The organism is Ottowia oryzae (genome assembly GCF_003008535.1).
Classification (GTDB): Bacteria; Pseudomonadota; Gammaproteobacteria; order Burkholderiales; family Burkholderiaceae_C; genus Ottowia; species Ottowia oryzae.
In genome coordinates this window covers 957,874-983,400 of sequence record NZ_CP027666.1, presented here as the reverse complement: position 1 = coordinate 983,400, position 25,527 = coordinate 957,874, and the positions used below count along the sequence as shown (strand labels likewise).

Here is a 25,527-nt window from a genome sequence, read left to right as displayed (position 1 = left end):
GCTCACCCCAATGCGCGCGCCCTCAACGCAGTGCGCACGCCGCGGGTAAGGCCGCGCCAGGCGCGCCCGGTATGCCGGCGGCGCGCCAGCCCCGATAATTCGGCCAATGCGTTTGACACCTCGCCAGCTGGGCGCCGTGGCCGCCGTGGTCACGGTCGCCATCTGGACGGGCTTCATCATCATCGGCCGCGCCTCGGCCGGGCGCACGCTGCTGCCGCTGGACATCGCCCTGCTGCGCATCCTGGGCGCCAGCGCCGTACTGCTGCCCTGGGGCCTGTGGCTGACGCGCGGGCGGCGCGGCTCACTTGAAACATCGCTGGGCGGGCTGTCGCCCCTGCCGCTGCGCGTGACGGTGGTGTGCGGCCTGGTGGGCGGGCCGCTGTACGCGGTGCTTTGTTACGCCGGTTTTTTCTACGCGCCCGCAGCGCACGCCTCGGTGCTGATGCCGGGCAGCCTGCCGCTGTGGACGGCGCTGCTGGCCGCCGCGCTGCTGCACGACCGCATCACCGCCGCGCGGGCGCTGGGCCTGGCCTGCATCGTGGCGGGCGGACTGCTGGTGGGCGGCAGCAGCCTGCTGGCGTCGCTGAACGGCGGCGAGGTGTGGAAGGGCGATTTGATCTTCATGGCCGCTGCGCTCTGCTGGTCGGTGTACAGCGTGCTGGCGCGCCGGCACCAGCTGAACCCGGTGCTGGCCACCATCGCCGTCACCGCCTTCGCGTGCCTGACCTACGTGCCGGTATTCGCGCTGCTGGTGCAGGCGGGCGTGCTGCCCACCCGGCTGGGCGAGGCGCCGTGGCGCGAGATCGTTTTTCAGACGCTGTTTCAGGGCGTGGGCTCGGTGGTGATATCGGGCATCGCCTTTGTGCAGATGGTGCGCGCGTTTGGCCCGGTGCGGTCCACCATGATCACCGCGCTGGTGCCCGGCCTGTCGGCGCTGGGCGCGGTGCTGCTGCTGGGCGAGCCGCTGGGCTGGAACCTGCTGGCCGGGCTGGCCCTGGTCACGGCCGGCATACTGCTGGGTGTGCGCGCCGCTCAGGCGCCAAGCACTATCAAAATAGAAGCTGCCAGCGCAGTCGCAACCAGCGCCAGAGGCTGATTTCATGCCTAATTCTTCACCTTCCGCCCACCCGACTCGCCTGCTGGCTTTCGACACCAGCACCGACCGCCTGAGCATCGCCGTGCAGCATGGCGAGCAGCGCTTCGTGCACGAAGGCGAAGGCGGCGCGCAAGCATCTGCCGCGCTGATCCCCGCCGTGCGGCAACTGCTGGCCCAGGCCGGTTTGACGCTGCGCAGCGTGGACGCCATCGTCTTCGGGCGCGGGCCCGGCTCGTTCACCGGACTGCGCACGGCGTGCTCGGTTGCGCAAGGCTTTGCCTACGGCGCTGGCGTGCCAGTGCTGCCGGTTGACACCCTGCTGGCCGTCGCGCAAGAAGCTCGCACCCGCAGCGGCGCCACGCGCGTGCTGGCGCTGCTGGACGCGCGCATGAACGAGGTCTACAGCGCGCCCTACGCCTGGCAGGGCGACCACTGGCTGGCGCAAGGCGACATGCGGGTCAGCGCACCCGAAGCCCTCAGCCCGCCCGACAGCCCGGCCGACGCCGCCCCCTGGGTGTTGGCCGGCAACGCCTTCGCGACCTACGGCCAGCGCCTGCCCGCGGCCCTGGCCGGGCTGGCGCGCGTGGAAGCCTGGCCCACCGCCACCGCGCTGCTCGACCTTGCGCCGCCGCTGCTGGCCGCTGGCGGCGCGGTAGACGCCGCGCAGGCCCTGCCCCTGTACATCCGCGATAAAGTGGCGCAAACCACCGCCGAACGGCTGGCCAACGGCGGCCTGAAGTAAGCCGCAAACCGCCGCACGCCCCGAAGCCGCCACGCCCCCGCCATGAGCGCCCTGCCCTCGCCCCCCACGCCGCCCACCGCGCAGCTGCCTGCCGCCAACGACGCGGCCGAGGCGCGCCTTGAGCCGATGGCGCCCGACACGGTCGACGCCGTGCTGGCCATCGAGCAGCGCTGCTACAGCCACCCCTGGACGCGCGGCAACTTCGTCGACACCATCGCCGCCGGCCACCTGGCGCAATGCCTGTGGGCGGGCGACACGCTGCTGGGCTACTTCGTCGCCATGCCCGGCTACCAGGAAGTGCATTTGCTGAACATCACCATCGCGCCCGAACACCAGCGCCAGGGCTGGGCGCGCCTGCTGCTGGACGCGCTGGCGCTGTGGGCGCGCGGGCAGCACGCCGACTGGGTGTGGCTGGAGGTGCGGCTGAGCAACGTGCGCGCGCAACACCTGTACCTGCGCCACGGCTACGTGCGCGTGGGCATGCGCAAACGCTATTACCCCGCCGCGCACGGCGAGCGCGAAGACGCCGTGGTCATGAGCCTGCGGCTGGCCACGCCATGAGCCTGCACCTGGACGCACGCCAGCGCGCCATGCTGGCCGAGATGGGCATCAAGCTGTGGGCACGGCCTGGCGTGGCTGCGCCCGCCGCTGCGCCGAATGCTATCGAATCCGAAGCTGCCGGCGTAGTCACGGCCGGCGCTCGCGCCCCAAAATACCCTGCAAACCACACTGCACGCATTGGCGAATCGGCTGGCGCGCCTGCGGCGCCAACATCTGTGGCCGCAGCAGCGGTCACCGCACCAACGGAAGAGCGGGCCACTTCCCCAGCGCCAACGTCAGCGCCGGCGCCCAGCGCTCGCCCACCCGCACCGGCCTCACGCACCACCTCGCGCAGCGGCGCGCCAGCGCCGGCCACCGCCATCGCGCTGACGCCGCGCCCCGAAGGCGTTGACCAGATGGACTGGCCCACGCTGCAAGCCACCGTGGCCAGCTGCCGCGCCTGCGCGCTGTGCGCCACTCGCACCCAAACCGTGTTCGGCGTGGGCGCGCCCACGGCGGGCTGGATGGTGGTGGGCGAAGCACCCGGCGAGCAGGAAGACCGGCGCGGCGAGCCCTTCGTCGGCCAGGCCGGCAAGCTGCTGGACCAAATGCTGGCCGCCCTGAGCCTGACGCGCGATGCGCCATCTGCTACAGATTCAGAAGCTGCTGGCGCAGGCGCAGCGGGCGCCAGCGGCCCAAAACACCTTAAAAGCGACGTGTACATCGCCAACGTGCTCAAGTGCCGCCCGCCCGCCAACCGCAACCCGCTGCCGGGCGAAATCGCGCAGTGCGAGCCGTACCTGCGCCGCCAGGTCGCGCTGGTGCAGCCGCGCATCATCCTGGCCATGGGCCGCTTTGCCGTGCAGTCGCTGCTGCAAACCACCGAACCCATCGGCCGCCTGCGCGGGCGCGTGCACCACTACCAGGGCGTGCCCGTCATCGTCACCTACCACCCCGCCTACCTGCTGCGCGCGCTGAATGAAAAGGCCAAGGCCTGGCAGGATTTGTGTTTGGCGATGGATGTGGCCGAAGGGCGCGGCCCGGCTGGCGCGCCTTAGTCAAGGCCGGCAGCTGCGCGGCTGACGCGCTCAGTCTTCGCCGTCGCCCGGCGCCTGGGCCAGGCCTTGCGCCAGCGCCTCGAACACGGTGCGGATAGGCCGTGAGGTGCGCAGCTCTCGGTGGGTGACCAGCCAGATCGGAAAGCGCACGGGCGGCAGATCGTCCAGCACGCGCACGATGCCCGGGGTGCCTTGGGCGATCTCGTCCATCATGGCGCCAATGCCCAGCCCCTGGCAGACCAGGGCCCAGTGCGCGACGGTGTGGTTGGCGTAGCAGCTGAAGTTGTCTTCGCTCAGGTGCAGCCCGTGTTGGGCGAGGTAATGCAGGTACTGGCCAGACCGATCCGAGCCCACGAACGCGACGTGCGCCGCGGCTTGCGCATCGCGCGGATGCCCATGCGCCTGCACCCAGCTTTGCGAGGCATAGAAGTGCGCCTGCGCCTCGCGAACCAGCCGCGCGATCAGATCGGGCTGCTCGGGCTTGACGTGGCGGATGGCGATGTCGGCCTCGCGCCGCAGCAGGTCGCTCATGGCGTTGGATGAGATCACCTCCACCGCGATGCCCGGTTGCTGCGCGCGCAAGCGCCGCAGCAACCGCGGCAGCAGGTAAGCCGCCACCGCGTCGCTGGCCGATACCGACACCACGCCGCCCACCGCCTGCGACCGCCCGCTGGCCGCCATCCGCAAGGCCGCAGCGGCGGCCCCCATGGCGCGCGCGTGTTCCAGCAGATCCAGACCGGTGGAAGTGAGCGCCATGGTCTTGCCAACGCGCTCGAACAAGGTCACGCCCATGTGCTGCTCTATGGCGGCCACCTGGCGGCTCAGCGTGGGCTGCGTCAGCCCCAGCTTGCGCGCTGCAGCCGACAGAGAGCCGGTCTCGGCCGTCTCAAGAAACGCCTTCAGCTGGTTCCAGTCGAGGTTATCCATACGAATACGTATATGTTCACTGCAATTTACCGCAGTTTTCCGCGCATCCATGCATGGATAGCATCGCCCGTGTCGATCAACGCACCTCACTCGCCCTACGTCCATGCCACCTCCTGCTCTCGCGCCGCACGCGGACACCGCGGCGCCCGTTGCGGCCCCAGCGCCGCCAAAGCCGCTTTCTGGGACCGCATTGCGCCGAAGTACGCGACCGACCCCATCGCCGACATGGCCGGCTACCGGCACACGTTGCAGCGCGTGCAGGCGATGCTGCGCCCGGAACACCACGTGCTGGAGCTGGGTTGCGGCACCGGCATCACGGCACTGCAGCTGGCGCCGCTCACGCGCCGCTACGTGGCAACCGACGTCTCATCGCAAATGATCGCCATAGCCCACGCCCGGCACGCGCAGCAGCCCACGCCAGCCTTGAGTTTCGCCGTGGCAGACGCCGAAACGCACGGCTTTGGGCAAGGCCTGTACGACGCCGTGCTGGCTTTCAATCTGCTGCACCTGGCCAGCGACCTTGAGCTGGTGCTCAGGGTGGCGGCGCAGGCGCTGCGCCCTGGCGGCTTGCTCATCTCCAAGACGCCGTGCATTGCCGAGATGAACCCGTTGATCGGCCACGTGGCCGTGCCTTTGATGCGCCTGGTGGGCCAGGCGCCCGCCCTCAAATGCCTGCACGAGCACCAGCTTCAAGCCGCCATGGCCAAGCAGGGATTGGCCGTGGTGATCTCAGAGCGCCACGGCACGCAACGCAAGGACATCCGGGCGTTTCTGGTGGCTCGCAAGGCCGACTGACTGATTCGTCTGACAACGCGCGCGCCCTGATGGCGCGGCGTGGCCCTGGGCGCCGCTGCGCGGCCACCCCCATCGTTTTGCCCTCACCTCACCTCACCACCACCCATGAAACCAGCCATGCGATCCGCCGCCCCCATTTTTGCCGCCACCCTGCTTTCGCTCTTGAGTGGATGCGCCTCCACACTAGACCAGAACGGCCTGGAGCAGCGCACAGCGCAGGCATTGGGCAGGCCTGTCGGGCAGTTCACGATATCGGACCGCAGCGAGGAAACCGGCGGCCGCATCAACTACACCGCCAGCACGCGTGACGGCGCCGTCTACCGCTGCTACCTCTACGGTGCCACCGGCTTCCAGCAGTCGATGAGTTTTGGCCAGACCCCGCACTCTGATGCGATCTGCACCGCGATGGTCGGCGGCGCAGGCAACCGACGCAACACATCGCCGACGGCCACGCCCGGCGCGGGCAATCGCGCCCCTGGCACACCCTGCAATGCCTTGTTGCGCGCCGCCGGCCGCTGCTGATTGGGCTGCGCGCTCGGCCACCGTGGACGCAGCCTTCGCGTGTTCGCTGGCGGCGCTTCGTGCCGAAGAAGTGCTTCGCTAGCCCGCTTCCGTGGCCCCGCTAGGAGCCCGGGCCAACTCAGGCGTCGATGTTCGAGGCGCGCAGCGCGTTCGTCTCGATGAAATCGCGGCGGGGCTCCACCTCGTCACCCATCAGCGTGGTGAACACGCGGTCGGCTTCGATGGCATCGTCGATCTGCACGCGCAGCAGGCGGCGCACTTCGGGATCCATGGTGGTTTCCCACAGCTGCTCGGGGTTCATCTCGCCCAGGCCTTTGTAGCGCTGGCGGCTGGTGGTGCGCTCGGCCTCGCCCAGCAGCCACTGCATCGCTTCGCGGAAGCTGCTCACGTCCTGCTCGCGCTGGCGCTCGCCTTCGCCACGGGTCACGCGGGCGCCGGCGCCCAGCAGGCCTTTGAAGGTCTGCGCGGCCTCGGCCAAGGCGGCGTAGTCAACGCCCAGCACGAAGTCTTGCGTGATCACGCTGCTCTTGATGTTGCCGTGGTGCGCGCGGCTGATGCGCAGGATAGGCTTGTCGGTGCGGGCGTCGAATTCGCTGGCCACTTCCGGCACGCTGCCGTTGGTGTGCAGCGCTGCCAGCAGCTGCTGCAGCGCAACGGCGCTGACTTCGGCGTTCGCGGCGTTGTCCAGATTGAGCGCCACGCCGCCGGTGATGGCACGCAGGGCTTCCACGTCCATAAAAGCAGACAAGCGGCCGATGACGGATTCGGTCAGCTGGTACTTGCGGGCCAGCTCGGCCAGGGTGTCGCCGGAAAGCGCCTGCGGGTGGTCACCGCCCGTGTGCACCACGGCGTCTTTCAGCGCAATGCGCATCAGGAAGCCTTCCAGCGCGGCATCGTCTTTCAGGTACAGCTCTTCCTTGCCGGCCTTGACCTTGTACAGCGGCGGCTGGGCGATGTAGATGTGCCCGCGCTCGACCAGCTCGGCCATCTGGCGGTAGAAGAAGGTGAGCAGCAGGGTGCGGATGTGCGCGCCGTCGACGTCCGCGTCGGTCATGATGATGACGCGGTGGTAGCGCAGCTTGTCGATGTTGAAATCGTCCGCCGCGCTCTTGCCTGAATCGGCTGCGGTCTTGCCGATGCCGGTGCCGAGGGCGGTGATCAGCGTGACGATTTCGTTGCTGGTCAGCAGCTTCTCGTAGCGCGCGCGCTCCACGTTCAGGATCTTGCCGCGCAGCGGCAGGATGGCCTGGAACTTGCGGTCGCGCCCCTGCTTGGCCGAGCCGCCGGCGGAATCGCCCTCGACGATGTAGATCTCGCACATCGACGGGTCTTTTTCCTGGCAGTCGGCCAGCTTGCCGGGCAGGCCGAAGCCGTCCAGCACGCCTTTGCGGCGCGTCATCTCGCGGGCACGGCGGGCGGCTTCGCGGGCGCGGGCAGCTTCGACAATCTTGCCGGTGATGATCTTGGCGTCGTTCGGGCGCTCTTGCAGGTAGTCGGTGAGCGCCTTGGCCACGATGTCTTCAACCGGCGCGCGCACTTCGCTGCTGACCAGCTTGTCCTTGGTCTGGCTGCTGAACTTGGGCTCGGGCACCTTCACGCTGAGCACGCAGGTCAGCCCTTCGCGCATGTCGTCGCCCGACACGTCGACCTTGGCTTTCTTGGCCAGATCGTTGTCGGCGATGTACTTGCTGATCACCCGCGTCATCGCCGCGCGCAGGCCGGTCAGGTGGGTACCGCCGTCGCGCTGAGGGATGTTGTTGGTGAAGCAGAGCACCTGCTCGTTGTAGCCATCGTTCCACTGCATGGCCACCTCGACCCCGATCTCGGTGTCGGGAATGCCGCCGTAGGAATCCGCCGGGCGCGAGCCGGTGGCGTAAAACGCGTTGGGGTGCAGCACGCGCTTGCCGCCGTTGATGAAGTCGACGAAGCCCTTGACGCCGTCGGCGCCAGAGAAGTCGTCTTCCTTGCCGGTGCGCTCGTCCGCCAGGCGAATGCGCACGCCGTTGTTCAGAAAGCTCAGCTCGCGCAGGCGCTTGCTGAGGATTTCGTAGTGGAAATCGTTGTTCTCTTTGAAGATCTCGGTGTCGGGCAGAAAGCGCACCTCGGTGCCGCGCTTATCCGTGTCGCCCGTGATCTTCATCGGCGAGATTTCCACGCCGTCCACCACCTCCAGAATACGGCCCTGCACGAAGCCGCGACTGAATTCCAGCTCGTGCTTCTTGCCGTCGCGGCGCACCGTCAGGCGCAGCGTGCTGGACAGCGCGTTCACGCAGCTCACGCCCACGCCGTGCAGGCCGCCTGAAACTTTGTAGCTGTTCTGGTTGAACTTGCCGCCCGCGTGCAGCTCGGTCAGGGCGATCTCGGCAGCCGAGCGCTTGGGCTCGTGCTTGTCGTCCATCTTCACGCCGGTGGGAATGCCGCGGCCGTTGTCGACCACGCTCAGCGAGTTGTCGCTGTGGATGGTCACGACGATGTCGTCGCAATACCCCGCCAGCGCCTCGTCGATCGAGTTGTCGACCACCTCGAACACCAGGTGGTGCAGGCCGGTGCCGTCACTGGTGTCGCCGATGTACATACCAGGGCGCTTGCGCACGGCCTCCAGGCCCTCCAGGATCTGGATGGCGCCCTCACCGTACCCGTCGGCACCGCCTGGCGCCTGCGGTTGGCGCTCGGGGTCTGGAAGCTGGGTAGGTTCGGTCATATCAATCTTTCGCACATTAAAGGGTCAAAACCCGCCTTGGCCGGCGGGTTCAGAGCGCAGTCAGCTATTATTTTGCTAGCGCAATCAAATGCGCATCGGCATCACCACATACTTGAACTGCTCGTTGTCGGGGATGCTGACCAGCGCCGAGCTGTTGGAATCCTGCAGCTCGATCTTCACCATGTCCTGGCCCATGTTGGCTAGCGCGTCGATGAGGTAGGTGACGTTGAAACCGATCTCGATCGAATCACCGCCGTAGTCGATGTCGAGCTCGTCCACGGCCTCTTCCTGCTCGGCGTTGTTGGACGCGATGCGCAGCAGGCCGGGCTCGAAGTTCAGACGCACGCCCTTGAACTTCTCGCTGGTCAGGATGGCCGTGCGCTGGAGGCTGGCCAGCAAGGGCGCGCGCCCCAGCGTCACCGAGTTCTTGTGGCTTTTCGGGATGACGCGGTTGTAGTCGGGGAACTTGCCCTCGACCAGCTTGGTCACGAACTCCATGTGGCCGAAGCTGAACTTGGCCTGGTTGCCCGCGAATTGCATTTCGATCATCGGCGCCTCTTGCCCTTCGGGCACGCTGGCGTCGGACAGCAGGCGCTGCAGCTCGATCACGGTCTTGCGCGGCAGAATCACCTCTTGCTTGGGCACTTCGACGTCCAGCGTGGCGCCGGTGAAGGCCAGGCGGTGGCCGTCCGTGGCAACCAGGCTCAGCTGGCGGCCTTCGGCCACGAAGAGGATGCCGTTCAGGTAATAGCGAATGTCGTGCACCGCCATCGCAAACGCCACCTGGTCCAGCAGCTGCTTGAGGGTCTTTTGCGGCACCTTGAACGCGGGGCCGAAATTGGGCGCCTCTTGAACCAGCGGAAAGTCTTCGGCCGGCAAGGTCTGCAGCGTGAACCGGCTCTTGCCACCCTTCAGGATCAGCTTGGCCCCTTGCGATTCCAGGCTGACGGTCTGGTCGGCCGGCATGGTGCGCAGGATGTCGATCAGCTTGCGTGCGCCCACCGTGGTGGCGAAGTTGCCGCTGTCGCCGCCCAATTCAGCAGCGGTGCGGATCTGGATCTCCAGATCGCTGGTGGTCAGCTGCATGGTTTCGCCCGACTTGCGCAGCAGCACGTTGGCCAGCACTGGCAGGGTGTGCCGACGCTCGACAATGCCTGCCACGGACTGAAGCGCCGCCAGCAATTGGTTTTGTGTGGTCTTCAGAACAATCATGTCTTCCTCGTCAGGGCTTGTCTTGGGGCGGCACGACGCCGCTCAGGTCGATGTTGGGGTCTTTTGGCTACCGCCTTGTCGCGCGCGCGTGTGCGCGAATGGCAACCCCGTATTGTCGCCGCTTTTGTGACGGGCAGATTCACCCCTTCAGCGTCTGCTCCAGCACATGCAGTTGCTGGTTGAGCTCGGTCAGTTGCTGCCGCTCGCCCGCGATCTTGCGCACGGCGTGCAGCACGGTGGTGTGATCGCGCCCGCCAAACAACTCGCCGATCTCGGGCAGGCTTTTTTGAGTCAATTCCTTGGCCAGGTACATCGCAATCTGCCGCGGCCGCACGATCGAGGCCGGCCGCTTCTTGCTGTACATGTCCGACACCTTGATCTTGTAGAAATCGGCCACGGTTTTCTGGATGTTCTCCACGCTGATCTGGCGGTTCTGGATCGACAGCAGATCGCGCAGCGCCTCGCGCGCCAGAGGGATGGAAATCTCTTTCTGGTTGAAGCGCGAATAGGCCAGGATCTTGCGCAGAGCGCCTTCCAACTCGCGCACGTTCGAGCGCACGTTCTTGGCGACGAAAAAAGCCACATCCTCGGCCATGTCGGCGCCTTCGCTGGCAGCCTTGTTGATCAGGATGGCCACGCGCATTTCCAGCTCTGGCGGCTCCAGCGCGACGGTCAGCCCGGAGTCGAAGCGCGAGATCAGCCGCTCATGGATGTCCGGCAGGCCCTTCGGGTAGGTGTCGCTGGTCATCACGATGTGGCTCTTCTTGGCCAGCAGCGCTTCGAACGCGTTGAAGAATTCTTCTTGCGTGCGATCCTTGTTGGCAAAGAACTGCACATCGTCGATCAGCAGCAGATCCAGCGAGTGGTAACGGCCCTTGAACTCATCGAACGCCTTGCGTTGGTAAGCCTTGACCACATCGGAGACAAACTGCTCCGCATGGATGTAGAGAACTTTGGCCTCCGGCTTGCTGACCAGAAGCTTGTTGCCCACGGCATGCATCAGGTGGGTCTTGCCCAAGCCCACGCCGCCATAGATGAACAGCGGGTTGTACAGCCGCCCGGGGGCGCCCGCCACATGCAGCGCGGCCGCGCGCGCCATGCGGTTGGCCGAGCCTTCCACCAGCGTGTCGAAAGTCAAGGCCGTATTCAGCCGATGGCGCGGGGCCTGCGCCGGCGCGGTGTCCGCCGGCTCGCTTGCCGTTGCGCGCGCAACGGACTCAGACTCCACGGCTTCTGGGGCGCCGCCCGCTTGCACTGCAGACGAAGATTGAGATTTCACCGGCACCGAACGCGGAGCAAGCGCTAACTCCAGAGCAACAGGCTGGCCATGCAACCGTTCCAGCGCAGCGACGATCCGGCCCGCGTACTGCGCGCGAACCCAATCCATCTTGAAGCGATTGGCAATGAAGAGCGTCAGGCGCGACTCAGTGGGGGCGAACTGGGCCGTCAGGGGCTTGATCCAGGTGTTGAACTGCTGCTCTGGCAACTCTTGCGCCAGCGCCTCCTGGCAGGCGGGCCACAACCCGGCAGCGGGGGCAGATGGGGCGCCGCCCAGCCCTTCGGCGGCTTCAGTTTCGTCCATTACCCGATGCTCAAACACTGTGGATAAATCGATATTTTGCAATCCGTGATTGTGGCACGGATCGGGGTTTTCCACACCTGCGCATCGCACGCATAGGCGGCCGTCGCAAAGGCGCGAGCCGCCCCCAAACGCCGACAATTGAAGCGCACGCCAATCTCTGCGATAATGCGGGGTTCCCCTGTGTGCGTTCGGGCTTGGCGTCAAGAAAACCTTGTCGGCCGGCACCAAGGCGGCCTTTGCAAAAGCGAGCCGCTGCGCCGAGGGATGCTGGGCGCGCATTCGGCCGCCCAAAAGCCAAAACGCTCAGCCCATCGAATCAAGGACGACCTTGTCATGAAACGCACTTACCAACCTTCCAAGACCCGCCGCGCCCGCACGCACGGCTTTCTGGTTCGCATGAAGACCCGCGGCGGCCGCGCCGTGATCAACGCGCGTCGCGCCAAAGGCCGCAAGCGCCTGGCCGTCTGAACGCCTCTTTCGCTCTGTCGAAACACCTCGGACGCTGACGGCTCGGGCCGCACTAGGCTGGGACATGCGGCGTTTGCGCCATCGCCCCCAGTTTCAGGCCCTGCTGCGTACGCCGCCCATTGCGCGTACGCAGCATTTCGCGCTTCACGGGCTCTGCGTGGCTCTGCCTGAGCCCGATGGCGCAGCCACCGGTTCTGTCGCGTCTTCCAATGCGCTTTTCGCGCCGGCTGGCATGACTTGGCTGGGCGCGATGACGCCCAAGCGCAGCGCGCGCCGTGCGGTCACCCGCAACGCCATTCGCCGTCAGGTGTACGCCTTGGGCCCGCAAGTCAATTTGCCCGCCGAAGGAATGGCGTATCTGGTGCGCTTGCGCGCGCCCTATGCGCGCGAACAGTTCCCCAGCGCCTGCTCTGATGCGCTGCGCCTCGCGGTGCGCACCGAACTCACCCAGCTTTTTGAACGGGGCCGCGACAAGCCATGCGCGCCGCACTGATCGCCCTGGTCAAGGGCTATCGTCTGCTGCTGTCCCCCTGGTTGGGGTCGGCCTGCCGGTTCGAGCCCACCTGTTCCGTCTACGCCATCGGCGCACTGGAGCGCCATGGCAGTGCCGTGGGCACTTACCTGACGCTGAGGCGTCTGGCACGTTGCCAGCCCTGGTGCACCGGCGGCTGCGACCCGGTGCCTGAAGCCCCTTACAAGCCGTTTTCCGGTCTGCTGGTCAGCCGGGATGCGAATCCGACTTCTCCTCGTCATCCCTCATGAACGACATACGCCGCACGATCCTCTGGGTGATCTTTGCCTTTTCCCTGATCATGCTCTGGGATCAGTGGCAGGTTCACAACGGCAAGAAGCCCACCTTCCTGCCCAGCAGCGCGCCCGCGGCGAGTGCCAGCGCACCGGCATCGGCGGCGCAGGCGGCTGGCTCGACACCCTCCGCCGTGCCCACGTCCAACGCGGGCACCTCGTCCGCTGCCGTGCCAGGTGAAGTGCCAGCCGGCGCCCCGTCCGCCACGCCGCGCGAGCGCGTCGAAGTGGCCACCGACGTGCTCAAGCTCACCTTCGACACCGAAGGCGGCACCATCGTGCACAGCGAGTTCCTCAAGCACAAGGACATGGAACACGCGGGCGCACCGTTCGTGCTGTTCGACACCAGCGGCAACCGCGTCTACCAGGCGCAGACGGGCCTGATCGGCGGCAACTTCCCCAACCACAAGACGCCGATGAAGTTCAGCGGCGAGCGCACGCTGCCGGACGGCACGAACGAGCTGGTGCTGCGCTTCGAATCCGACCCGGTCGGTGGCGTGCGCTTGGTCAAGACCTACACGCTCAAGCGCGGGTCCTACGTGGTCGATGTGCGCCATGAAGTGGTGAATGCCAGCGGCCAGGCCGTCAACCCGCAGCTTTACATGCAGCTTGTGCGCGACGGCAACAAGGGCCCGGGTGAGTCTTCGTTCTATACCACCTTCACCGGCCCGGCCTTCTACACCGACGCCAAGAAATTCCAGAAGGTCGCGTTCACCGACATCGAAAAAGGCAAGGCCGATTTCGTCAAACAGTCACCCGATGGCTGGGTAGCCATGGTGCAGCACTACTTCGCCAGCGCTTGGCTGCCGACACCGGGCAAGGAGCACGAGAACTTCGCTCGCAAGGTGGGTGACAACCTGTACGCCGCCGGCCTGATCGCCCCCGTGGGCGCCGTGGCGCCGGGCGCCACGTTGGCCGTGGACAGCCGCCTCTTCGTTGGCCCGCAGGAAGAGAAGATGCTTGAAAGCATCGCCCCCGGGCTGGAGCTGGTGAAGGACTACGGCTTCTTCACCATCCTGTCCAAGCCGCTGTACTGGCTGCTGGACAAGCTGCACGGTGTGCTGGGCAACTGGGGCTGGTCGATCGTCGCGCTGGTGGTGCTGCTGAAGATCGCCTTCTACTGGTTCAACGCCAAGGCGTACCAGAGCATGGCGAAGATGAAAGCCATCAACCCGAAAATCACCGAACTGCGCGAGCGCTACAAGGACAACCCGCAGCAGATGCAGATGGAGATGATGCGCATCTACCGCGAAGAAAAGGTCAACCCCATGGGCGGCTGCCTGCCCATCATCATCCAGATCCCCGTGTTCATCGCGCTGTACTGGGTGCTGCTGTCCTCGGTTGAAATGCGCGGCGCGCCCTGGATCCTGTGGATCAAGGACTTGTCGGTGCGCGACCCGTACTTCATCCTGCCCATCGTGATGACGCTCACCACCCTGCTGCAGACGGCGCTGAACCCCGCACCGCCCGACCCCATGCAGGCCAAGCTGATGTGGCTGATGCCGCTGATCTTCAGCGTGATGTTCTTCTTCTTCCCCGCCGGCCTCGTCGTGTACTGGGTGACGAACAACATCCTGACCATCGCGCAGCAGTGGCTGATCAACACCCGCATGGGCGTGCCGCCGCAGTTCAACCTGCCCAAGTTCAGGTAAGCGCGGGCAGCGCCCCTCCAATCCACGCCGCGTCCGGGGCCCCGGGCGCGGCGTTTTTTTTGGGCCCCTGTCCGGTTGGCGAAAAACAAAGTCCATGCGCGCCACAAACTTTTGTAGCATTGGTAGTTTCAGCACACCTTAAGGAAAGGTTCTCCACATGGCTCGTCCTCTTTTTGTCCGCGGCGCCCTCGCGCTGGCGGTGATGACCGCCGTTGGGCTGGCGCAGGCCGCCACGCTGCGCATCGCTGGCGCCAACGACATCCTGACCTTCGACCCGGCCGGTCAGAACCACCAAACCACGCTGGCTTATCAGCAGATGGTGTACGAAGCCCTGGTGCGCTACGACGAGAAGTTTCAGATCCAGCCCGCGCTGGCCACCAAATGGACTTTCGTGTCGCCCACCCAATTGCGCTTTGAACTGCGCAAGGGCGTCAAATTCCACGACGGCGCGCCGCTGACCGCCGACGACGTGGTGTTCTCGATCAACCGCACGATGACGCCCCCGTCCAACCTGACCTCGTCCACGCAAAGCGTCAAGGAAGTCAAGAAGGTGGACGACCACACGGTGGACGTGATCCTCAAGGGCCCGAGCCCCGTGGTGCTGCGCGAGCTGGTGGAAGCACGCATCATGAACAAGACCTGGGCCGAGAAGAACAACGCCACCAAGGCGCAGGACTACAAGGCCAAGGAAGAGAACTTCGCCGCGCGCAACGCCAACGGCACCGGCCCCTTCATGCTGGTGGCCTGGCAGCCCGACACCAAGACCACGCTGAAGAAAAACCCCAACTGGTGGGACAAACCCAAGGGCAACATCGACGAAGTCGTTTTCACCCCCATCAAGTCGGCCGCCACGCGCTCTGCCGCGCTGATCTCCGGCCAGGTCGACATGGTGGTGGACCCACCCGTGCAGGATCTGGAGCGCACCAAGCGCGACCCCAACATCAAGGTGGTGGAAGGCGCCGAGAACCGCACCATCTTCCTGGGCTTTGACCAGTTCCGCGACGAGCTGCCGGGCTCCAACATCAAGGGCAAGAACCCGCTGAAGGACAAGCGCGTACGCCAGGCGCTGTACCAGGCCGTGGACATGGCTGCCATCGAGAAGAACGTGATGCGAGGCCTGGGCAAACCCACCGGCACCATGATCGCGCCGATGGTCAACGGCTGGACGAAAGAGCTGGGCACGCGCGCCGCCAAGTACGACGTGGAAGCCGCCAAGAAACTGCTGGCCGACGCGGGCTACCCCAGCGGCTTCGAGCTGGTGCTGGACTGCCCCAACGACCGCTACGTGAACGACGAGCAGATCTGCCAGGCCGTCACCGCCATGTGGACGCGCATCGGCGTGAAGACCAAGCTGCAGACCAACCCGATGGCCATCCACTCGGCCAAGATCCAGAAGTTCGACGTCAGCGCCTACATGCTGGGCTGGGGCGTGGCCACGTTCGACGCGCTGTATTCGCTGGATTCGCTGATCAGCACCGTGGACCCGAAAGGCGGCGCGGCCGGCAACTTCAACTGCGGCCGCATGAGCAACCCGATCGTCGATTCACTGATCCAGCAGATCAAGACCGAGATGGACGCCAGCAAGCGCGACGCCATGATCCACGAGGCGCTGAAGATCGTGAAGGACGACTACAACTACCTGCCCCTGCACGACCAGATCCGCCCCTGGGCCATGCGCAAGAGCGTGACCACGGTGCACCGCGCGGACGACCGCCCGATGCCCACCTGGACGACTATCAAATAACTAGCGCGTCGCGCACAACCGGCACGCGCAAACGCCTATTTTCACCCTCAATAACCCCGGCGCGTGTGCCGGGGTTTCTTCGTTCGACGGCAGTGCCGGCGCGAGCGCCACGCTGTGCACTCGCGTCTAGATCGCCGGCGGCCCGGCATGTGTCCGGCGCCCGGCGCGGACCTGGGCCAGCGGCAGCCGCTTTTACTTGGCGACCAGATCGGCTGTGGTCGAGTTCATCGGGTCCGTCGGCGCCTCCCTGCGCACGCCGGCTTCGACCAACGGATTTCCGCCGTAAACGGAGCGGATGACGCCGCGCGGGGGCAGCAAGGTGCGCTGATTCTTGTAGATCTCGCCATCCTTCATGACCAGCAGAATCTTCTGCGGATCCTGCAGCAAGGCCAGGCTCTCGATAGGATTGCCGTCGACCAGGACGATGTCGGCCAGAAACCCCTCCTTGACCTGCCCGAGCTCGTGGGGCCGCTGCATCAGCTCGCCGCCATACCTAGTGGCCGCAACCAGGGCTTCCTTGGGGGTCATGCCGACGTACTTGACCAGGTATTCGAGGTCGCGCGCATTGGTGCCGTGCGGCATCCAGGCGAAGCCGTAGTCGCCGCCGGGCAGCACGCGGATGCCGCGCTTGTGCATCTTGCTCAGGCTTTCGGCGGCGACTTCGAGCTCGCGCTTATAGCCCATCTTGGTGGCGATCTCCTCCGTCACGCCGAATTCCGCGGCGTTGTAGAGCGTGTTGACCAGCCAGCCCAGACCGGGCACCACGAAGTGCTTGTGCTTGTTGGCCTCCAGCATGTCCAGCGCCTCCTCGTCGGCAAAGCTGGCGTGGAACACCAGCTCGAAGCCGTGCTTCACGCAGGTCTTCACCGACTCGTTGGAGCGCGCATGCGCCGCCACGCGCTTGCCCGCGATGCGGGCCTCGGCCGCCAGCATGGCGATCTCCTCCTCCGAAAACGGGTTGGTTTCGGCGGGGATGCCGGCGATGTATTCGCCCGAGAGGTTGATCTTGAGATGGTCCACGCCGAGCTTGACGAACATGCGTGCGATCCGGCGCATGTCCTCGGGGCCGCTGCAGACAGCGCCGAAGTTCATGGCCGGATCTGGCAGGTGTGGCAGCGTGTTGTCGCCCAGGCCGCCCGCGGTGGTGATTTCCTGGCTGCCTGCAAGGTAGCGCGGGCCGGGAAAGGCGCCCGCTTCGATCACGTTGCGCGTGACCACGTCCAGCCGCGGCTTCGCGGTGGCCGCGCCCAGCGCGCTGGTCCAGCCCATCTCCAGGTAGCGCTTGGCCACGCGCACGCACCACAGGATGTGTTCCTCGGGCGGCATGAACTGAATCGCCGAGAGGCTGGGCTGATCGTTCCACGAGAAGTGGGTGTGGCCCTCGGTCATGCCTGGCATGAGAAAGGCGCCGTGGCCGTCGATGATCCTGGCGTCGCCGGTTTCGAGGTATTCGCCGCGGCGGGCAATCGACTTGATCCGGTTGCCCTCGACGAGCACCTCACCCGGATATGGGTCGGCGCCGCTGCCGTCGAAGATGGACACATTGGTGATGGCGATCGTGTTCATGATGTTGTCTCCAGAAGAATGAAATGCCTCACTGCTTGTTGTAGAAATCCGTGAGGATGCGGATGCACTCGAACGGCTTTTCGTAGGTCGTCCAGTGGCCACTGCCCTGCAGCACATAGGAGCGCTGATCGGCCAACCGTGCTGCCAGCGCCGCCACGCCTGCGGGCGTGCCCACGCCATCTTCGTCACCCGTGACCAGCAGCACGGGAACCTTCAACCGCTCGACCTCGGCGGGCTGCGCTTCGGCCAGCGCCTCGCAGTTGTGGGCGTAGCCCTCGGGCGGCTGGCGCATCACCGATTCGCGCACCAGCGCCAGTGCCACGGGGCGTTCGGCCTTGGTCTCGGCGCTGGTGGCGGCCTTGACGATGGCATCGGCGATCTCCTGCAGCGCGGCGGGGCCTGAGCGCGCCTGCCTTGCGCGGTTGCGCGTGGGCTCGCGCGCCGCTTCGGCTGGCGCGGCGAGCGCGCCGAACAGCGCCAGCGAGCGCACCCGCTGCGGGTGTTCAACCGCTAGGTGCTGGGCGATGATGGTGCCCATCGAGTGCGCCGTCACGTGAACCTGGTCGATGCCCAGCGCGTCCAGCACGCCCACCAGCCGTTCGACGTGGTGCGCGATGCTCAAGCCCTCGGGCGCTGCCTCGCTGCGCCCTGCCCCCGCGAGATCCGGGCGGATGACGCGCCGTTCGCCGAACGCCGGAAGAACCGGCGACCAGAAGTTGGACGTGCCGCCCAATCCATGAATGCACAGCACGGCCTCGCCGGCGCCGCCAGAGTCCTCGACCCACAGGCCATTGATCTGCACCGAACTCATGCGCCCACCTCGCCGATCGCACCCACCTCGTTTTCCAGGTGGCCGATGCCGGAAATCTCGATGGCGACCACATCACCGCGCTGAAGGAAGCGCGGCGGGTCAAAGCCAATGCCCACGCCCTCGGGCGTGCCGGTGGCGATGATGTCGCCGGGCAGCAGGGTGATGCCCTTGGAGATGGTTTCGATCAGGGTCGGGATGTCGAAGATCAGATCGCGCGTGCTGGCGTGCTGGCGCAGTTCGCCATTGACCCAGGCCTTGAGCTCGAGGTTGCCGCCATCGATCTCGTCCGCAGTCACAGCAACGGGTCCGAGCGGCCCGAAAGTATCGAAGGACTTGCCCAAGTGCCACTGCTTGTGGCGTTTTTGCCAGTCGCGCGCGGTCACGTCGTTGATGATGGTGTAGCCCCAGACGTGGTTCAGCGCGTCGGCCTTGGCAATGCCGCGTCCGCCCTTGCCGATGATGACGGCCAGCTCGGCCTCGTAGTCGAGCGCATCGCTCACGCCGGCTGCATCCCAGATGCGTTGGCCATGGGCGATCACGGTCTCGGGCGTTTTGGAGAACACGATCGGATCGGTCGGGATGGCGTCGGCAGCGGTCTGCCCGGCGTCAAAGCCGCTCTTGGTGAACTCCTGCGCGTGGTTCTTGTAGTTCTTGCCCACGCAGAAGATGTTGCGCGCAGGTCGGGGGATGGGCGCCAGCAGCTTGACCGCTTCCAGCGCCTGTACCGGCCCGTCGGCCAGGAGCGAATCGAGGGCAACATGGCTGGCGATCAGCGCAACCAGATCGTCCACGGCGCGGCCGTCGGCATAGGCCAGCGGCTGCACCGCGCCAGATGAGTTCAATTGGGCCACGCGGGTCTGGCCCGAGGTCGTGCGGAAAGTGAGTAGCTTCATGTCTTTAATCCAAATGTGAACCAATATCCAAAAACGTGAACCATTATTCCACACAATACACCCAACGTTGTCGGCTCTCACATGACATACAGGGAAAACACTAGACTCAATACCATAAATTGGACTATGATTGGTTCACTAAAGAGGAGGTAGAACATGGGGAACACCGCCGCAGGACATGGGCTGCGCAGCAAGGCCCAACACGGCAGCGCCGCGTTGATGCAGCATGTGCGCAAACGCATTGCGGATGGCACGTGGCCGGCGGGCTACCGCCTCCCCGCCGAGCGCGACCTGGTTGACCAGTTCGGCATCGCGCGCAACACGCTGCGCAAGGTGATGGATCAACTGGGTGACGAGGGCTTGATCACGCGCCACGTCGGGCGCGGCACCTTCGTTGCCCAGACGCCAGCGCCGGCCAGCAACGACGCGCAATCCCTGCTGCAACGCATTCATGGCGCCAGTCCAGCCGAGGTCATGGAGCTGCGCCTGCTGATCGAGCCGCAGTTCGTCGAACTGGCGGCCACCCGCGCGTCAGGGCGCGACTTACAGCAGATCACACATTGTCTGGAGGAGAGCGAAAAGGCCACCACCGTACTGGACTTCGAACACTGGGACGGCATGCTGCACCAGGCCATCCTCAGCGCGGCCCACAACAACCTGCTGACCGATCTCTATGAGGCCATCAACGGCGTGCGCAAGCAACCCGAATGGGAGTCGCTCAAGCAACGCAGCCTGACGCCCGCGCGTCTGGCGCGCTACCGCGCCCAGCACCGCGCGCTGGTGGATGCCTTGCGCCAGCGTAACGCCGACGCAGCCAGTGCCGCCGTGCGCCAGCACCTGCTCGAAGTGCGAAGCGGCATGATCGGGGAGGTTTGAGCACGCAGGCCTGGCGGCGGAGCGAGGCGGCAACCGGAAAGCGCCCAACCCGCAGGTCCACGCGCATCCATCGCGCTAAGGAAGGTCTGCACTAATCACTTTCGAATGCGCTAAGCCATTTGAAGAAGCTGTGATTGCGCAAATAGGTCTACAGCCCCGCCCAAGGGTTGGATAGAGGCAGTCCTCCCTCGATTTCAGGGCCTCACGCCCGCTGCGGACGCACCTGCCCCATGGCCAGCAACTTGTGCCTTGCCATCCACAGGTTGCTCAGCGCAAACAGCGTGACGATCTGCGCCGTGTTCTTCTTCAGGCCCCGGTAGCGCACCTTCACATACCCGAACTGCTGCTTGAGCACCCGAAACGGATGCTCCACCCTGGCCCGGATGCGCGCCTTGGTGCGCTCCAGTTGGTCGATCAGGTCATCGAGAGGCTTGTCCTTGTCCAGCGCCCGGCGCAAGCCCGGGCGCATGGCCACATGCCAACACACGTCCTGCTTGGCATCGGGCCGTTTGTCCACCCCCTGGTAGCCCGCGTCACCAAAGGCGTCTGTCTCCTGCCCGTGCAGCAAACTGTTGGCTTGCACCACGTCGCTGACGTTGCCGCTGGTGCACCGCACCGTGTGCACCAGGCCCGAGTCGGCATCCACCCCGATGTGGGCCTTCATGCCAAAGTACCACTGCTTGCCCTTCTTGCTTTGGTGCATCTCGGGATCGCGCTCGCCACTTTGGTTCTTGGTGGAACTGGGCGCGGCAATCAGCGTGGCATCGACCACGGTGCCCGCCTTCAACTGCAGCCCCTTGGCTTGCAGCAGCGCATTCACGGTGGCCAGGATCTGCTCGGCCAGCTTGTGGCGCTCCAGCAGATGCCTAAAGCGCAAGATGCTCGACTCGCTGGGAATCTGTTCATCCCAGTGGGACAGGCCTGCGAAATCGCGGAAGGCGGGCACGTCGTGCAAGGCCTCTTCCATCGCCGGGTCGCTGAGCTTGAACCATTGCCGCATGAAATGGATGCGCAGCAGCGTGCTCACCGCAAAGGGCTGCTGGCCCCGCCGCCCGCTCTGGGGCGCGTAGGGCTCTACCAGCGCAACCAGCTCAACCCGTTCCATCGCATCGAGGAATTCTCGCTTGCGTGTGCGCTTGACTGTGTTGCTCAGGCCCAGGCTGCTTTGCTTCATCCCTGTATTGTCTTGGCCTCCTGCATGCACATCTCGGGATGATTCGTGCAGAGCTTCCCAAACGTACGTCCAAGACAACGTCGGGCAGCAGGATCCAGCGCACAGCCCATTCACGACGCCGCAGCGCAGGGGTGGCGGACAATCATGCCATGCACGCCCAGCCCACCGCGCCCCAGCCCGACCCGATCGTCGCCATCGCCACGCCCGCCGGGCGCGGTGCGGTGGGCATCGTGCGGGTGTCGGGGCCAGACGTGCGGGCGCTGGCGCGCGCCATCACCGGGCGCGACCTGCTGCCGCGCGTGGCCACCTATGGCGCACTGCGCGGCAGCGACGGCCAACCCATCGACCAGGGCCTGGCGCTGCATTTTCCGGCGCCGCATTCCTACACCGGCGAAGACGTGCTGGAGCTGCAGGCGCACGGCGGCCCGGTGGTGATGCAGCTGTTGCTGGCCCGCTGCCTGCAAGCCGCTGCCGAGACCGACCCCGCCACGGGCGCGCCGCGCCTGCCGCGCCTGCGCCTGGCGCGCCCAGGTGAATTCACCGAACGCGCCTTTCTGAACGACAAGCTGGACCTGGCCCAGGCCGAAGCGGTGATGGACCTGATCGACGCCAGCACCGAAGCGGCTGCGCGCTCGGCCAGCCGTTCGCTGGCGGGCGAGTTCTCGGGCGCCATCCATGCGCTGCGCGACGGGCTGATTCACCTGCGCATGCTGATCGAGGCGACGCTGGACTTTCCCGAGGAAGAAATCGACGTCTTGCGCGTGCAGGACGTGCGCGGGCAGCTATCAAACCTGCAGCAATCTCTGGCCAGCGTGCAGGCGCGTGCACGCCAGGGCGCGCTGCTGCGCGAAGGCATCAAGGTAGTCATCGCGGGCCAGCCGAACGCGGGCAAGAGCAGCCTGCTGAACGCGCTGGCGGGAGCCGAGCTGGCCATCGTCACCCCGATTGCCGGCACCACGCGCGACGTGGTGCAGCAAACCATTCAGATCGAAGGCGTGCCGCTGCACGTGCTGGACACGGCTGGCCTGCGCGAAAGCGATGACGAGGTGGAGCGCATCGGCATCGAGCGCGCCTGGGCGCACATCGCCAGCGCCGACGCCGTGCTGCTGCTGCACGATTTGACGCGCCTGAACACGGCGGATTACCAGCGCGAGGATGCGCACATCGCGGCCGAGCTGGCGCGCCAGCTGCCGCGCGCCGTGCCGCTGCTGCACGTGTGGAACAAGCACGACGCGGCGCCCGGCCCGCTGCCCACCATTCAGGGCGAAGGCATTGCGCTGTCGGCCAAGACGGGTGAGGGGCTGCAGGCGCTGCGCCAGCGTTTGCTGGCGCTGGCGGGCTGGCAGCCGGGCGCGGAGGGCGACGTGTTCATCGCCCGCCAGCGGCACCTGCAGGCGCTGGCGCGCGCGGGCGAGCACCTGGAAGCGGCGGCGGCGCTGCTGCGGGCGCCCTATCCCGCGCTGGATCTGCTGGCCGAAGAGCTGCGCCTGACGCAGGTGGCGCTGGGCGAGATCACGGGCGAGTTTTCTGCCGACGATTTGCTGGGCGTGATCTTTTCGCGCTTTTGCATCGGCAAATAGCGGGGCGTGCGAAGGCGTTGCGCCGCGTGAGGCGAAGCGCTTTTTTTGAGCCAAATCAGGACCTAGCGCTTACCCCATCTGCACAAGCAGCTATCAAAATCATATTAAAAGACGAAGTCACGCGCCTTCGAAATCGACCAGCGTGAACAGGTTCAATCCCGCCGCACGCAAGCGCTCCGAGCCGCCCAGCTCGGGCAAGTCCACGATGGCGGCGCCTTCGGTGACCACCGCGCCCTGCTTTTCCAGCAGCCGCTTGCCGGCCATCATGGTGCCTCCGGTGGCGATCAGATCGTCGATCAGCAGCACGCGCTGGCCGGGCCGCACGGCGTCGGTGTGCAGCTCCACCGTGGCACTGCCGTATTCCAGCTCGTAGGTTTCTTCCACGGTGGTGAAAGGCAGCTTGCCTTTCTTGCGGATGGGCACGAAGCCGACGTTCAGCTCATACGCGACCACGGCGCCGACGATGAAGCCGCGCGCGTCCAACCCAGCCACCACGTCGGGGCGCAGCTCGGGCGCCATGTAGCGGTGCACGAAGGCGTCGATCAGCACGCGGAAGACACGCGGGTCCTGCAGCAGCGGGGTGATGTCGCGAAACTGCACGCCGGGGGCCGGCCAGTCGGGCACGGTGCGGATGTGCTGGCGCAGGTATTGGCTGACGGACAAAGGCGTGGTCATGGGGCGATTGTGCCGCGCTGGCGGCCAGTGGCGACAGACAAAGTTGAGCGGCCAATAGCAGCGTGGATGCGCCCCGCGGCGGGCAGGCCGTAGCGCCGCGATCAGGCGGCCAGGGCCAGCTCGGCCCGCGCCAGCGCCTCGGCGTTGCCCGACAGCACCACCGTGTCGCCCGCGCCGATCTTCGGGTCGTCATCGGTGGCGGCCGCGTCACCGCCCCGGCGGCGCAGGCTGACGGCGCGCAGGCCGCCACCGCTTTCATCCAGTAGCTCGGACAGGCGCAGGCCGGCCAGGCGCGCTGGGATGATGAAGGTGGCCAGGCGCTCGTGCGCGAGGTCTTCTTCGCTGACATCGTCGGCGCCGTGGAAGAAGCCGCGCAGCAGGCCGTAGCGCGCCTCGCGCTGGTCCTGCACCACGCGGATCACGCGGCGCACGGGCACGCCCATCAGCACCAGCGCGTGGCTGGCCAACATGAGCGAGCCCTCCAGCGATTCGGGCACCACCTCGGTGGCGCCGGCGGCGCGCAGCGCATCCAGGTCGCGGTCGGTCTGCGTGCGCACCAGCACGGGCAGCGTGGGCGCATGGGTGCGGATGGTGTGCAGCGCCTTCATCACGGCGTGCGTTTCCAGGTAGGTGATGGCCACCGCGCTGGCGCGCCCCAGCCCCGCGGCGACCAGCGCCTGCAGCTTGCCCGCATCGCCAAACGCCACGGTGTGGCCCGCCGCGCGCGCCTGCCGCACGCGGTCGGGGTCCAGATCCAACGCGACGTAGGGAATGCCTTCGCGCTCCAGCAGTCGCGCCATGGCTTGGCCGCTGCGCCCGTAGCCGCAGATCAGCACGTGGGCGCGCGTGTTGATGGTGGATTGGGCGATCGACGTCATCTGCAGCGACTGCTGCAACCATTCGCTGGACACCAGCCGCATCACGATGCGGTTGCTGGCCAGGATGATGAAGGGCGTGGCCAGCATCGACAGCACCATGGCCGCGAGCACGGGCGTGAAAAGCTCGGGCGGCACCAGCGCATCGCGCCGGGCGATGGACAGCAGCACGAAGCCGAATTCACCCGCCTGCGCCAGGTACAGGCCGGTGCGCAGCGCCACGCCGCCGCTGGCGCCCATGCCGCGCGCCAGCCCGGTGACCAGCAGCAGCTTGAACAGCACGGGCAGCGCCAGCAACAGCAGCACCAGATGCCACTGCACGAACACCTGCCGCCAGTCCAGCATCATGCCGATGGTGATGAAAAAAAGGCCCAGCAGCACGTCGTGGAATGGCCGGATCTCGGCCTCGACCTGAACCTTGAACTCGGTTTCGGAGATCAGCACGCCACAGATGAAGGCGCCCAATGCCAGACTCAGGCCCGCCTGCTCGGTCAGCCAGGCCAGGCCCAGCGCCATCAACAGCAGGTTGAGCACGAACAGTTCTTCGCTCTTGACCCGCGCCACCAGCGTGAGCCACCAGCGCATCACGCGCTGCCCGCCCCACAGCAGCAGCGTGATCAGCGCCGTGGCCTTCACGGCCGCGAACAGCAGCGCGGTGAACAGCTTTTCAGGTTCAGCCCCCAGCGCGGGCACCAGCACCAGCAGCCAGACCACGGCCAGATCCTGAAACAACAGCACGCCCATGATGCGCTGACCATAGGCGCTGTCCAACTCCAGCCGGTCGGCCATCATCTTGACGACGATGGCGGTGCTGCTCATCGCCATGGCGCCGCCCAGGGCCAGCGAGGCTTGCCAGCCCAGTGGCCAAATGTGCGGGACCAGCGCGTTCAGGGCTGCGCCCCCCACAGTGACCAGCAGCACGGTCAAACCAACTTGCGCGAAGCCCAGGCCGAACACGTGCTGGCGCATGGCGCGCAGCTTGGGCAGGTTGAATTCCAGCCCGATCACGAACATCAGGAAGACCACGCCGTACTCGGCCAGGTGGCGGATGCTCTCGGCGTCCTGCCCGTAGGCCAGGCCCAGGGTGTGCGGCTCCATCAGCACGCCGGCCACCAGGTAGCCCAGGATGGCCGGCAGCTTGAGCCCGCGGCAAGCCGTGACGGCCAACACTGCGGCCAGCAGGTACAGCAGCGTCAACTCAAGGGCATCCATCGGCCGATGCTAGCGGACGAAG

The 25,527-nt window shown here is 66.3% G+C and carries 23 protein-coding genes; 13 read left to right on the top strand and 10 right to left on the bottom strand.

What is annotated here, in order from left to right:
* Positions 1-106 precede the first annotated feature (106 nt).
* Genes C6570_RS04545 through C6570_RS04530 form a run of 4 tightly spaced genes read left to right on the top strand, consistent with a single transcriptional unit; the run spans position 107 to position 3,436 of the window.
* Entirely contained in the window at positions 107-1,096 is a 990-nt protein-coding gene (locus C6570_RS04545) for a DMT family transporter (protein WP_106702163.1), read from the top strand.
* A gap of 4 nt (positions 1,097-1,100) precedes the next feature.
* Positions 1,101-1,838, top strand: a complete 738-nt coding sequence (gene tsaB, locus C6570_RS04540; RefSeq protein WP_106702162.1) for a tRNA (adenosine(37)-N6)-threonylcarbamoyltransferase complex dimerization subunit type 1 TsaB — start codon at positions 1,101-1,103, stop codon at positions 1,836-1,838.
* Between the two features lie 42 nt (positions 1,839-1,880).
* On the top strand, positions 1,881-2,399 hold the full coding sequence (gene rimI, locus C6570_RS04535; RefSeq protein WP_106702161.1) for a ribosomal protein S18-alanine N-acetyltransferase: 519 nt from the start codon (positions 1,881-1,883) through the stop codon (positions 2,397-2,399).
* Positions 2,396-3,436 carry a uracil-DNA glycosylase gene (locus tag C6570_RS04530; RefSeq protein WP_170100122.1) on the top strand — a complete coding sequence of 347 codons (1,041 nt, stop codon included), beginning with the start codon at positions 2,396-2,398 and terminating at the stop codon, positions 3,434-3,436. The genes rimI and C6570_RS04530 overlap by 4 nt, the downstream gene beginning before the upstream one ends.
* A gap of 30 nt (positions 3,437-3,466) precedes the next feature.
* Here the strand turns inward: C6570_RS04530 and C6570_RS04525 are convergent, their stop codons facing one another.
* The gene (locus tag C6570_RS04525; RefSeq protein ID WP_106702160.1) at positions 3,467-4,363 is read right to left on the bottom strand and encodes a LysR family transcriptional regulator; all 897 of its coding nucleotides are present in this window, start codon (positions 4,361-4,363) and stop codon (positions 3,467-3,469) included.
* 12 nt (positions 4,364-4,375) lie between these two features.
* On the opposite strand from C6570_RS04525, the gene C6570_RS04520 reads away from it, so the two are divergent.
* Both C6570_RS04520 and C6570_RS04515 read left to right on the top strand, forming a co-directional pair.
* Positions 4,376-5,158 carry a class I SAM-dependent methyltransferase gene (locus C6570_RS04520; protein ID WP_106702159.1) on the top strand — a complete coding sequence of 261 codons (783 nt, stop codon included), beginning with the start codon at positions 4,376-4,378 and terminating at the stop codon, positions 5,156-5,158.
* Between the two features lie 117 nt (positions 5,159-5,275).
* Positions 5,276-5,680 carry a hypothetical protein gene (locus tag C6570_RS04515; protein ID WP_245896296.1) on the top strand — a complete coding sequence of 135 codons (405 nt, stop codon included), beginning with the start codon at positions 5,276-5,278 and terminating at the stop codon, positions 5,678-5,680.
* A 118-nt stretch (positions 5,681-5,798) separates the two neighbouring features.
* Here C6570_RS04515 and gyrB read toward each other — a convergent pair whose 3' ends face one another.
* From gyrB to dnaA, 3 genes are all read right to left on the bottom strand, one after another.
* Positions 5,799-8,381: a DNA topoisomerase (ATP-hydrolyzing) subunit B gene (gene gyrB, locus C6570_RS04510; protein ID WP_106702158.1), complete on the bottom strand. Its 2,583-nt coding sequence runs from the start codon at positions 8,379-8,381 to the stop codon at positions 5,799-5,801.
* 84 nt (positions 8,382-8,465) lie between these two features.
* Positions 8,466-9,593 carry a DNA polymerase III subunit beta gene (gene dnaN, locus C6570_RS04505; protein ID WP_106702157.1) on the bottom strand — a complete coding sequence of 376 codons (1,128 nt, stop codon included), beginning with the start codon at positions 9,591-9,593 and terminating at the stop codon, positions 8,466-8,468.
* Positions 9,594-9,732: 139 nt separating this feature from the next.
* Entirely contained in the window at positions 9,733-11,175 is a 1,443-nt protein-coding gene (dnaA, locus tag C6570_RS04500) for a chromosomal replication initiator protein DnaA (RefSeq protein ID WP_106702156.1), read from the bottom strand.
* A gap of 333 nt (positions 11,176-11,508) precedes the next feature.
* Here dnaA and rpmH point away from each other — a divergent pair, with 333 nt between their 5' ends.
* From rpmH to C6570_RS04475, 5 genes are all read left to right on the top strand, one after another.
* A complete protein-coding gene (gene rpmH / locus C6570_RS04495; RefSeq protein ID WP_005798102.1) occupies positions 11,509-11,643 on the top strand; it encodes a 50S ribosomal protein L34 in 135 nt (44 codons plus the stop codon).
* A gap of 64 nt (positions 11,644-11,707) precedes the next feature.
* A complete protein-coding gene (locus tag C6570_RS04490) occupies positions 11,708-12,136 on the top strand; it encodes a ribonuclease P protein component (RefSeq protein WP_106702155.1) in 429 nt (142 codons plus the stop codon).
* The gene (gene yidD / locus C6570_RS04485; RefSeq protein WP_106702154.1) at positions 12,121-12,405 is read left to right on the top strand and encodes a membrane protein insertion efficiency factor YidD; all 285 of its coding nucleotides are present in this window, start codon (positions 12,121-12,123) and stop codon (positions 12,403-12,405) included. Before C6570_RS04490 ends, yidD begins: the two co-directional genes overlap by 16 nt.
* Complete coding sequence (yidC, locus tag C6570_RS04480) at positions 12,402-14,099, top strand: membrane protein insertase YidC (protein ID WP_106702153.1); 1,698 nt, start codon at positions 12,402-12,404, stop codon at positions 14,097-14,099. Before yidD ends, yidC begins: the two co-directional genes overlap by 4 nt.
* Positions 14,100-14,256: 157 nt before the next feature.
* Positions 14,257-15,843: an ABC transporter substrate-binding protein gene (locus C6570_RS04475; RefSeq protein ID WP_106702152.1), complete on the top strand. Its 1,587-nt coding sequence runs from the start codon at positions 14,257-14,259 to the stop codon at positions 15,841-15,843.
* A gap of 192 nt (positions 15,844-16,035) precedes the next feature.
* Here C6570_RS04475 and C6570_RS04470 read toward each other — a convergent pair whose 3' ends face one another.
* Genes C6570_RS04470 through C6570_RS04460 form a run of 3 tightly spaced genes read right to left on the bottom strand, consistent with a single transcriptional unit; the run spans position 16,036 to position 19,113 of the window.
* Positions 16,036-17,409 carry a metal-dependent hydrolase family protein gene (locus tag C6570_RS04470; RefSeq protein ID WP_106702151.1) on the bottom strand — a complete coding sequence of 458 codons (1,374 nt, stop codon included), beginning with the start codon at positions 17,407-17,409 and terminating at the stop codon, positions 16,036-16,038.
* Positions 17,410-17,437: 28 nt separating this feature from the next.
* Positions 17,438-18,220, bottom strand: coding sequence for an alpha/beta fold hydrolase (locus C6570_RS04465; protein WP_106702150.1), 783 nt, complete (start codon positions 18,218-18,220; stop codon positions 17,438-17,440).
* On the bottom strand, positions 18,217-19,113 hold the full coding sequence (locus C6570_RS04460; RefSeq protein ID WP_106702149.1) for a fumarylacetoacetate hydrolase family protein: 897 nt from the start codon (positions 19,111-19,113) through the stop codon (positions 18,217-18,219). Before C6570_RS04460 ends, C6570_RS04465 begins: the two co-directional genes overlap by 4 nt.
* A 156-nt stretch (positions 19,114-19,269) precedes the next feature.
* On the opposite strand from C6570_RS04460, the gene C6570_RS04455 reads away from it, so the two are divergent.
* Positions 19,270-19,989 carry a FadR/GntR family transcriptional regulator gene (locus tag C6570_RS04455; protein WP_106702148.1) on the top strand — a complete coding sequence of 240 codons (720 nt, stop codon included), beginning with the start codon at positions 19,270-19,272 and terminating at the stop codon, positions 19,987-19,989.
* Between the two features lie 202 nt (positions 19,990-20,191).
* Here C6570_RS04455 and C6570_RS04450 read toward each other — a convergent pair whose 3' ends face one another.
* Positions 20,192-21,163, bottom strand: a complete 972-nt coding sequence (locus C6570_RS04450) for an IS5 family transposase (RefSeq protein ID WP_106702147.1) — start codon at positions 21,161-21,163, stop codon at positions 20,192-20,194.
* 149 nt (positions 21,164-21,312) lie between these two features.
* Between C6570_RS04450 and mnmE the strand changes: the two genes are divergently transcribed.
* On the top strand, positions 21,313-22,743 hold the full coding sequence (gene mnmE / locus C6570_RS04445; RefSeq protein WP_106702146.1) for a tRNA uridine-5-carboxymethylaminomethyl(34) synthesis GTPase MnmE: 1,431 nt from the start codon (positions 21,313-21,315) through the stop codon (positions 22,741-22,743).
* A 117-nt stretch (positions 22,744-22,860) separates the two neighbouring features.
* Here mnmE and C6570_RS04440 read toward each other — a convergent pair whose 3' ends face one another.
* Together C6570_RS04440 and C6570_RS04435 are read right to left on the bottom strand one after the other, a co-directional pair.
* A complete protein-coding gene (locus tag C6570_RS04440) occupies positions 22,861-23,418 on the bottom strand; it encodes an adenine phosphoribosyltransferase (protein ID WP_106702145.1) in 558 nt (185 codons plus the stop codon).
* Positions 23,419-23,519: 101 nt separating this feature from the next.
* On the bottom strand, positions 23,520-25,505 hold the full coding sequence (locus tag C6570_RS04435; RefSeq protein WP_106702144.1) for a cation:proton antiporter domain-containing protein: 1,986 nt from the start codon (positions 25,503-25,505) through the stop codon (positions 23,520-23,522).
* Positions 25,506-25,527: the final 22 nt, after the last annotated feature.

Excerpts from the sequence above, each read along its gene's own strand:
- C6570_RS04460 (WP_106702149.1), bottom strand. The coding sequence starts at position 19,113 with ATGAAGCTACTCACTTTCCGCACGACCTCGGGCCAGACCCGCGTGGCC.
- C6570_RS04465 (WP_106702150.1), bottom strand. The coding sequence starts at position 18,220 with ATGAGTTCGGTGCAGATCAATGGCCTGTGGGTCGAGGACTCTGGCGGC.
- C6570_RS04440 (WP_106702145.1), bottom strand. The coding sequence starts at position 23,418 with ATGACCACGCCTTTGTCCGTCAGCCAATACCTGCGCCAGCACATCCGC.
- mnmE (WP_106702146.1), top strand. The coding sequence starts at position 21,313 with ATGCACGCCCAGCCCACCGCGCCCCAGCCCGACCCGATCGTCGCCATC.
- C6570_RS04455 (WP_106702148.1), top strand. The coding sequence starts at position 19,270 with ATGGGGAACACCGCCGCAGGACATGGGCTGCGCAGCAAGGCCCAACAC.
- C6570_RS04490 (WP_106702155.1), top strand. The coding sequence starts at position 11,708 with ATGCGGCGTTTGCGCCATCGCCCCCAGTTTCAGGCCCTGCTGCGTACG.
- C6570_RS04545 (WP_106702163.1), top strand. The coding sequence starts at position 107 with ATGCGTTTGACACCTCGCCAGCTGGGCGCCGTGGCCGCCGTGGTCACG.
- rpmH (WP_005798102.1), top strand. The coding sequence starts at position 11,509 with ATGAAACGCACTTACCAACCTTCCAAGACCCGCCGCGCCCGCACGCAC.
- C6570_RS04475 (WP_106702152.1), top strand. The coding sequence starts at position 14,257 with ATGGCTCGTCCTCTTTTTGTCCGCGGCGCCCTCGCGCTGGCGGTGATG.
- yidC (WP_106702153.1), top strand. The coding sequence starts at position 12,402 with ATGAACGACATACGCCGCACGATCCTCTGGGTGATCTTTGCCTTTTCC.
- C6570_RS04450 (WP_106702147.1), bottom strand. The coding sequence starts at position 21,163 with ATGAAGCAAAGCAGCCTGGGCCTGAGCAACACAGTCAAGCGCACACGC.
- C6570_RS04515 (WP_245896296.1), top strand. The coding sequence starts at position 5,276 with ATGCGATCCGCCGCCCCCATTTTTGCCGCCACCCTGCTTTCGCTCTTG.
- C6570_RS04525 (WP_106702160.1), bottom strand. The coding sequence starts at position 4,363 with ATGGATAACCTCGACTGGAACCAGCTGAAGGCGTTTCTTGAGACGGCC.
- rimI (WP_106702161.1), top strand. The coding sequence starts at position 1,881 with ATGAGCGCCCTGCCCTCGCCCCCCACGCCGCCCACCGCGCAGCTGCCT.
- C6570_RS04520 (WP_106702159.1), top strand. The coding sequence starts at position 4,376 with ATGTTCACTGCAATTTACCGCAGTTTTCCGCGCATCCATGCATGGATA.
- C6570_RS04435 (WP_106702144.1), bottom strand. The coding sequence starts at position 25,505 with ATGGATGCCCTTGAGTTGACGCTGCTGTACCTGCTGGCCGCAGTGTTG.
- dnaA (WP_106702156.1), bottom strand. The coding sequence starts at position 11,175 with ATGGACGAAACTGAAGCCGCCGAAGGGCTGGGCGGCGCCCCATCTGCC.
- tsaB (WP_106702162.1), top strand. The coding sequence starts at position 1,101 with ATGCCTAATTCTTCACCTTCCGCCCACCCGACTCGCCTGCTGGCTTTC.
- dnaN (WP_106702157.1), bottom strand. The coding sequence starts at position 9,593 with ATGATTGTTCTGAAGACCACACAAAACCAATTGCTGGCGGCGCTTCAG.
- C6570_RS04470 (WP_106702151.1), bottom strand. The coding sequence starts at position 17,409 with ATGAACACGATCGCCATCACCAATGTGTCCATCTTCGACGGCAGCGGC.
- yidD (WP_106702154.1), top strand. The coding sequence starts at position 12,121 with ATGCGCGCCGCACTGATCGCCCTGGTCAAGGGCTATCGTCTGCTGCTG.
- gyrB (WP_106702158.1), bottom strand. The coding sequence starts at position 8,381 with ATGACCGAACCTACCCAGCTTCCAGACCCCGAGCGCCAACCGCAGGCG.
- C6570_RS04530 (WP_170100122.1), top strand. The coding sequence starts at position 2,396 with ATGAGCCTGCACCTGGACGCACGCCAGCGCGCCATGCTGGCCGAGATG.